This window comes from Collimonas sp., assembly GCF_039923675.1.
GTDB lineage: Bacteria > Pseudomonadota > Gammaproteobacteria > Burkholderiales > Burkholderiaceae_D > Collimonas.
This window is the reverse complement of the sequence record NZ_JBDTCG010000054.1, coordinates 66715-73381: the sequence shown is the minus strand read 5'-3', so window position 1 is coordinate 73381 and position 6667 is coordinate 66715. Positions and strand designations below refer to the sequence as shown.

7 protein-coding genes and 1 tRNA gene are annotated in these 6667 nt (G+C 57.2%); all 8 read right to left on the bottom strand.

Annotated elements, in window-relative coordinates:
* Positions 1–208, bottom strand: a 208-nt coding sequence (locus ABI171_RS11175; RefSeq protein WP_348092633.1) for an MmcQ/YjbR family DNA-binding protein, incomplete at its 3' end; no start/stop codon positions are given.
* Between the two features lie 12 nt (positions 209–220).
* Complete coding sequence (locus tag ABI171_RS11170; protein ID WP_348092632.1) at positions 221–667, bottom strand: hypothetical protein; 447 nt, start codon at positions 665–667, stop codon at positions 221–223.
* 84 nt (positions 668–751) lie between these two features.
* Positions 752–838: transfer RNA gene (locus ABI171_RS11165), tRNA-Leu, on the bottom strand.
* 113 nt (positions 839–951) lie between these two features.
* Positions 952–2670 carry a glycosyltransferase gene (locus ABI171_RS11160; protein WP_348092638.1) on the bottom strand — a complete coding sequence of 573 codons (1719 nt, stop codon included), beginning with the start codon at positions 2668–2670 and terminating at the stop codon, positions 952–954.
* A gap of 230 nt (positions 2671–2900) precedes the next feature.
* Complete coding sequence (locus tag ABI171_RS11155; RefSeq protein ID WP_325668445.1) at positions 2901–3170, bottom strand: type B 50S ribosomal protein L31; 270 nt, start codon at positions 3168–3170, stop codon at positions 2901–2903.
* Positions 3171–3412: 242 nt separating this feature from the next.
* Entirely contained in the window at positions 3413–4705 is a 1293-nt protein-coding gene (locus ABI171_RS11150; RefSeq protein WP_348092631.1) for an MFS transporter, read from the bottom strand.
* A gap of 250 nt (positions 4706–4955) precedes the next feature.
* A complete protein-coding gene (rho, locus tag ABI171_RS11145; RefSeq protein WP_348092630.1) occupies positions 4956–6218 on the bottom strand; it encodes a transcription termination factor Rho in 1263 nt (420 codons plus the stop codon).
* A gap of 111 nt (positions 6219–6329) precedes the next feature.
* Complete coding sequence (gene trxA / locus ABI171_RS11140; protein ID WP_061532392.1) at positions 6330–6656, bottom strand: thioredoxin TrxA; 327 nt, start codon at positions 6654–6656, stop codon at positions 6330–6332.
* Between the last annotated feature and the right edge of the window lie 11 nt (positions 6657–6667).

Genomic DNA, 6667 nt, shown 5'->3' with positions numbered 1-6667 from the left:
TGCCGCCCCAGAGAAGCTTCTCGACACATGCGGACTCGGTCGCGAGTGCGGCTTCGCGAGCGAGTTCATCGACGAAGACATGGAGATGGGTCTCTTCGGGCGGCACGGTCGCGAAGATCTTTCCGCGCACGCGAAACGACGAAAAATGAAAGTGCGGCTCTTCGCTCGTCTCGGGAAGCGACAACGCATGGCGGCGAGCGTCGGACAAGTTCATCGATCGTCACGGGACCGGGACGCCACGCGTGATCGTCGTTCTCGCGACGAGTTCGAGCGCAAGGCCGGGCTGCAGGCGGGCGGCCGTGAACAGCGCGCAGAGCTCGGCAATGTCGAGCCGCGTGTCGAATGAGAGTCTGGCCTGGCCATTTTGAAACGTGACGATAGTGTTCTCCATCAACGCGTGCATCGCTGCGTCCAGCATATCGAGTCCGGCGTCTGAAAATGCCGGGCGAGCCAGCACCAGCAAGGGGATGTCCAGCGAAGTCTGGGGTGGTTCAGGAAAAGCGCCGGGAGGACGCGGCAGGACGGCCCGGGATTCGGTCCGCACGAGCCGGTAGGGCCAGACGAAGAGGCCTTTGGCAGTGCTGCCGGGCACGCCTGCTTTCGCAGGGAGTCCGGTCTCGCGCTTGAGCAGGTCACAGATTGCGTTGAGCGTAGCCGGGATGGACATCGCGCCTCCGGGTGATTGCTTGCAAGCCGAACCTTTCGATTTCCCCCGCGAAGCTGCGCTTCGCTTTCAGCATCGGTAAGTCTTTGGTGCCGAGAGGGGGAATCGAACCCCCATGGTGTTGCCACCGCGGGATTTTGAGTCCCGTGCGTCTACCTATTCCGCCATCTCGGCAACGCGTCCGCTATTATGACTTAATTCTGCGGTGCGATCAATAACCTTTGCGTATGAATCTGCTTTTTCCTGAATACTCCGCCTACCACCCGAATTGCCCTCGCAAGCCGCTATTAATTGCTCACACGCTGGTATAGACGGAAACGTTCATCCCGGTCCGAAGGACGGCGGCCGGTCCATAGCAGTTTCCAGTTGCCTTTGAACTCGCGCCAGATGGCGTCGTCGGTCTTGACCGAGATATTGTCTTGATAGAGGAGGAAATCACAATGCGCCTGGCGGTATTCGCCAAACGGGATTTCGCCGAAGTAGGCGAACGATGCCCGTTGCGCCGGGCCGACGTTGGTATCCACGCATTGTTTGACCGCTGGCAGGTGCTGGTCGATTTGCACCGCCACGCCGGCGTAGCTCTTGCTGTAGTTGAACCATGGCAGCCATAAGGTGGCCAGCAGCAACCAGCACAGGATCACGCCGCCAGAGGAAAGTACGATCGCGCGCCACAGCACGGTTGGCCGGCGGGAAAGGCGCCAGTTCACCAGCAGGATCCAGAATACCGAACCGAACAATGCGATGACCAGAGCGATCACGTTGAATTCCGGTTTGAAACCAGGCGCCAGTTTGTAGACGTTCTTGGCCAGTTGCGTCGGCCAGCCGCTTTCCTTGGCGATCCAGGCCAGCCAGAAAAATGCTGCGCATGCGGTCAAGGTCATCACCGAGAACCAGTCGACCGCATTGATTGCGCCGCGCTTCATGGTCGGCAAGCCGAATGCCGCCAGGACCGCCAATGGCGGCAGTAGCGGCAGCAGGATGTTTTCTTCCGGGTGCGGATTGAGCAGCAGCATCAGCGTCAGGCTGATGAAAAATGCCAATGGCAAGGCGATATGCAGGGTCGAACGCTGCTCGCGCCAGGCATACACTGCCCAGGCCGCGAATGGCCATGCCGGCCAGGCAAACCAGATGCCGTATTTAAAGTAATACGATAAAGCGGTCCAGCTAGGCCAGCTTAGCTGCTGGAGGTTAAACTCACTCCATGCCGCGAAACGGCCGGGGCCGCCGGGCAGCAAGGCGCAACTGGCGGCAAACCAGATGGCCGCAACCGCTACCGCCACGGGCAAGGCGACCAGCAGCAAATCCCTGGCGATCGCTTTTTGACGCATCAACGCCAAAACCAGCAGACCACTCAGCAGCGCCAGCGGCAGTACCCAGCCGCGGGTCAGGATCAGCAAGCCGAAGGTCAGGCCGAGCAGGGCGGCGCTGCGCAGGCTGCGCGCTTCAAACAGCCGCACTGCAGCATAAATGGCAAAAGCCACCAGGGAAATCTGTAAACTCTTGGCGATAGGTTCGTGGCTGGGCAGCAGCAAGCCAAGGCTGCCGAGATAAATCAAAAACGCGCTGTCTGCCAGCGTGCGGCCAAAATCCCGGGGTTCCGGCTGGCCGCCGAACGCCAGGCGCAACGGCTGTGCTTCGGTGCGGCGCCCGAGCAGATAGGCTGTGTACCAGACCGATAGCGAACCTACCAGGAAAAATACCACGGCCGACAAGCGACCCGCCAGCGGATCTCCCAGCAGCCAGCCGAACAATTTGATGAAGATGGCGCCGATCCAGTAGGTCAGGGGACTTTCGGCAGACATCGGCAAGCCGACGATATTCGGCGCCAGCCAGTCGGCGATGCCGCCGTGCGCCATGGTCCAGGCGATGCCGAAACTCGAGGCATCTTCATTTTTCCACGGATCGCGCCCGATCAGGCCCGGCAGGATATACAACAGTCCCAGCGCCCACAGCCCCCAGCGTGGCAGTGCGCTGGTGGCGGAAGCAGGGAGGCGGACGGGCTTCATCACAATGAGGTCTGATCAATATTGAATTGTTGGGTATTGTGCCGGATAGCAGGGGACTTCGCTATTGCTGAGAGTAATTTTTGTTCTGGATGTTCTCAAGCAAACATACAATTATTTACGCTTGTTTTCCTGCGATTTATCAAAGACTTGGTTCTTGCGGCATGTGCTGCCGCGAAATTTGATAAATAAAAAAAGGCAGCCGTAGCTGCCTTTTTGAACAAACGGACGAATTATTGATTCGCGATCGCTGTTTTGGAACCGACAGTACCGAATTTCTTGCGGAACTTGTCAACACGGCCGGCGGTGTCAACGATTTTATGTTGACCGGTGTAGAACGGGTGCGATTCCGACGAAACTTCAATCTTCACCAGAGGGTATTCTTTACCTTCGTGGGTGATGTTTTCGCGAGTCTGGATGGTCGAACGTGTGACGAACTTGAAATCGTTCGAAACGTCGTGGAACAGGACTTCGCGGTAATTTGGGTGAATGCCGTCTTTCATAATTGCCTCAATGGTGCGGTAGCCAATCAATCACTTCGTCGGTCGTCCTGCTTCTTGACCCGATTGTCGATCACTTGCCAGGGGTGGAAAACCGTAAATTATACAATAAATCTGGCCAATGATCGGGGGAATAAGTCGGAAAAACGAATGGAATCAGTGCCTTGTGTGTTTAATGCGGCACTGATCCGGTGTTTTTCGGATACAGGGGATCCAGGCGAGCAGTCGACTTGCCTTGGACAAGCCTAGTTTTTGACCGCTACAGGCGTCTGGTTGCCGTTCTTGCGATACAAATACAGTGTTGCAATCAAGCCACATATTGCGGCGGCGGTCATCCACATGCCCGGCGCGCCCTTGTCGCCGGTGTATTTAATCAGGCCGGTGGCGATGGCTGGCGTAAAGCCGCCGAAAATCGCTGTCGCCAGGCTATACGCCAGGGAAAAGCCGGCGGTGCGCACTTCGACCGGCATGATTTCGGTCAGGGCCACCACCATGGCGCCGTTATAGCTGGCGTAGAGGAAGGACAACCACAGCTCGACCATCAGCATCTTCTGGAAACTCGGATCGGCCACCAGCCACGACAAGGCCGGATAGGCGGTGAGAATGGTGAGAACGGTAAAGACCAGTAATAGCGGCTTGCGGCCGATGCGGTCGGACAGCGCGCCCATCACCGGCAGCCAGATGAAGTTGGAAATGCCGACGCAGAACGTCACCACCAGGGCATCCGTGGTGCTCAGGTGCAGCACGCTCTTGCCGAAGGTCGGCGTGTAGACGGTAATCAGGTAGAACGACACGGTAGTCATTGAAACCAGCATCATGCCGGCGATTACCAGGCCCCAGTTATCCACCATCGATTTCAGGATTTCGCGGATTGGCGGTTTGTGCTTGCGGGCCTTGAATTCTTCGGTCTCCTGCAGCGAGCGGCGTATCACGAACAGCACCGGCACGATCATGCAGCCGATAAAGAACGGCACGCGCCAGCCCCAATCGGCGATCTGCGCCGGCTGCAGCCACACTTGCAGGCCGAAACCAAGGGCGGCGGCGACAATGATGGCCACTTGCTGGCTGGCGGACTGCCAGCTGACATAGAAGCCCTTGTGGCCCGGCGTCGCCATTTCCGACAGATACACCGAGACGCCACCCAATTCAACCCCGGCCGAAAAGCCTTGCAGCAAGCGGCCGACCAGCACCAGGAAAGGCGCCGCATAGCCGATGGTGGCAAAGCCCGGTACGAAAGCAATCAGCATGGTGCCGAGCGCCATAAGCGCCAGCGTCGTGATCAAGCCTTTGCGGCGGCCGACGCGGTCGATATAGGCGCCCAGGATGATGGCCCCCAACGGTCGCATCAGGAACCCGGCGCCGAAGGTCATGAAAGTCAGCATCAGCGATGCAAATTCATCGGCGGCAGGGAAAAAAGTCTTGGAAATGTAAGTCGCGTAGAAACCGAACAGGAAGAAGTCGAACATCTCCATGAAGTTGCCGCTGGTAACCCGCAGAACTGTGCCGAATTTCGATTGACTGGATTGAGTGGTCGCCATGATGGATCGCGCGGAAAAAGGAGGTTCGCAAGGATAGCATTTAACCGTGCGGCTTGCGCACGACTTCTTCTGACTATGTAGGACTATTTTGCTGTCATTTGTTGCTTAAATTCATCGAATTACCCAATGCAGCATGTAGCTGCCAGACGTAAAAAAACCGGCGTGCTTGCACAGGCCGGATTTCTTTGTTTACGGTTGAGGTGGATCTCAACCGCTACAGCAATATCGATGATTGCTGAGCGCCGGGTGATTAACCGCCGCGCCGCATCATGTCGAAGAACTCCAGGTTGTTCTTGGTCGACTTGATCTTGTCGAGGATGAACTCCATCGCTTCGATCTCATCCATGCTGTACAGCAGCTTGCGCAGCACCCAGATTTTTTGCAGCTGGTCAGGCTTGATCAGCAATTCTTCACGGCGGGTGCCGGATTTGTTCAGGTTGATGGCCGGGTACACGCGCTTCTCTGCGAGGCGGCGTTCCAGGTGGACTTCCATGTTGCCGGTACCCTTGAATTCTTCGTAGATCACGTCATCCATGCGGCTGCCGGTTTCGATCAGGGCGGTGGCGATGATGGTCAGCGAACCGCCTTCTTCGATGTTGCGGGCGGCGCCGAAGAAGCGCTTCGGACGTTGCAGCGCGTTGGCGTCGACACCACCGGTCAGGACCTTGCCGGAAGCAGGGATCACGGTGTTGTAGGCGCGCGCCAGGCGGGTGATCGAGTCCAGCAGGATCACTACGTCTTTTTTCATTTCGACCAGGCGCTTGGCTTTTTCCAGCACCATTTCAGCAACTTGCACGTGGCGTGTGGCTGGTTCATCGAAAGTCGATGCAACCACTTCACCGCGCACCGAACGCTGCATTTCGGTTACTTCTTCCGGGCGTTCGTCGATCAGCAGGACGATCATCACGGTGTCAGGATGGTTAGTCGTAATCGCATGCGCAATGTGTTGCAGCATGACCGATTTACCGGACTTCGGCGACGCTACCAGCAGGCCGCGCTGGCCCTTGCCGATAGGCGCGATCATGTCGATGATGCGGCCGGTGATGTTTTCTTCGCCGCGCATGTCGCGTTCCAGCGGCAGCGGCTTGTTCGGGTGCAGCGGCGTCAGGTTTTCAAACAGGATGCGGTGTTTCGACGCTTCCGGCGATTCGCCGTTGACCTTGTCGACCTTGACCAGTGCAAAATAGCGTTCGCCGTCTTTCGGCGTACGCACTTCACCTTCGATCGAATCGCCGGTGTGCAGGTTGAAACGGCGGATTTGCGAAGGCGAAATGTAAATGTCGTCGGTGGACGCCATGTAGCTGGCGTCGGGCGAGCGCAGGAAGCCAAAGCCGTCAGGCAGGACTTCGAGGGCGCCATCGCCAAAAATCTGTTCTCCTGATTTCGCGCGCTTTTTCAGGATCGCGAACATCAGTTCTTGTTTGCGCAAACGCGCTGCGTTATCGATGTCCAGGCCGATTGCCATTTCTAGCAGGGCGGAGACGTGTAACGCCTTTAATTCAGATAAATGCATAGGTATGAGTGTCCCGGGATGGGAAATATTGGGTGGGGGAGGGAACTGCGCGGTATTTTAGATATTAGGTATAACGCAAGCGGCGATGCGGGCGCACCGCCGCGATTGTTCTTAGATATTGCTATCGATGAATGCTGTCAGCTGGCCCTTGGCCAATGCGCCGACTTTTTGCGCAGCCGGGACACCGTTCTTGAACAGGATCAGTGTCGGAATGCCGCGGATGCCGTGCTTGGCCGGTACAGCCTGGTTGGAATCCACATCCAGCTTGACGATCTGCAGCTTGTCGCCGTATTCCTTGGCGACTTCCTCCAGGATAGGCGCAATCATCTTGCATGGACCGCACCACTCAGCCCAGAAATCTACCAGGACCGGTTTGTCGGATTTAAGTACATCAGCCTCGAAAGCTGCATCGGAAGTGTGTTTAATGTGTTCGCTCATGGTTTCCTCAG

Coding starts and splice junctions, on each gene's coding strand:
- ABI171_RS11170 (WP_348092632.1), bottom strand. CDS start 667: ATGTCCATCCCGGCTACGCTCAACGCAATCTGTGACCTGCTCAAGCGC.
- ABI171_RS11160 (WP_348092638.1), bottom strand. CDS start 2,670: ATGAAGCCCGTCCGCCTCCCTGCTTCCGCCACCAGCGCACTGCCACGC.
- ABI171_RS11155 (WP_325668445.1), bottom strand. CDS start 3,170: ATGAAAGACGGCATTCACCCAAATTACCGCGAAGTCCTGTTCCACGAC.
- ABI171_RS11150 (WP_348092631.1), bottom strand. CDS start 4,705: ATGGCGACCACTCAATCCAGTCAATCGAAATTCGGCACAGTTCTGCGG.
- rho (WP_348092630.1), bottom strand. CDS start 6,218: ATGCATTTATCTGAATTAAAGGCGTTACACGTCTCCGCCCTGCTAGAA.
- trxA (WP_061532392.1), bottom strand. CDS start 6,656: ATGAGCGAACACATTAAACACACTTCCGATGCAGCTTTCGAGGCTGAT.